This window comes from Candidatus Infernicultor aquiphilus (assembly GCF_002784285.1).
Lineage (GTDB): Bacteria > Atribacterota > Phoenicimicrobiia > Phoenicimicrobiales > Phoenicimicrobiaceae > Infernicultor > Infernicultor aquiphilus.
Map to the genome: position 1 here is coordinate 1081 of NZ_PFKO01000385.1, position 807 is coordinate 1887.

Annotated in this window: 1 protein-coding gene; it reads left to right on the forward strand. The window is 29.6% G+C overall.

Going from position 1 to position 807, the window contains the following annotated elements:
• Positions 1–46: 46 nt before the first annotated feature.
• A partial coding sequence (locus tag COZ07_RS10690; protein WP_406608548.1) for a transposase occupies positions 47–807 on the forward strand: 761 nt, incomplete at its 3' end.

The following is an 807-nucleotide window of genomic DNA, read 5'->3' on the forward strand; positions in this document are numbered from 1 at the left end:
AAAATATAAAATGATATAATTACAATATATAAAATTAAAATAAATTATGCCTCAATCCAATAAAAATATGCTTGATCTGTATTCTGATTATCTCCTAAGTTCATTCTCATATACTACTGCCACAGGAATGTCGGCTATATTAGATAATGAAATTAGCCATGATAAAATTACCAGGTTTCTATCAGATTATACATATAATTCTAAAGATTTATGGAAACTTGTTAAACCGGTTATTAGAAAAATAGAAACTGAAGACGGAGTAATAATTTTTGATGATACCACCGAAGAAAAGGAATATACTGATGAAAACGATATCATCGCTTGGCATTTTGATCACTCTAAAGGCAGAAGTGTTAAAGGTATAAATATTCTTTCTGGAATTTATCACAATAATAATAGCACTATACCGGTCGCTTTTGAAATCATCAAGAAAAACATTGCCTTCATTGACCCTAAAACAGATAAGCGGAGAAGAAAATCAGACAAGACAAAGAATGAACTATTTCGAGAAATGTTATTAAACTGTATACATAACAGAATAAAATTCAAATATACATTAGGTGATATTTGGTTTTCCTCAAAAGAAAATATGGAATATGTACTTGAACATAATAGGCATTTCATATTTGCCATTAAGAAAAACCGTCTAGTCGCTTTAACAAAAAAAGAAAAGTTAAAAGGTAATTTCAAGAATATAGAATCACTTAAGTTTGAAAAGAATAAAGCTATCTCGTGCTACTTTAAGGGTATCAACAAAGAGATGCTAATAACCCGTCAAGTCTTCACAAACGAAGATGGCAGCACAGG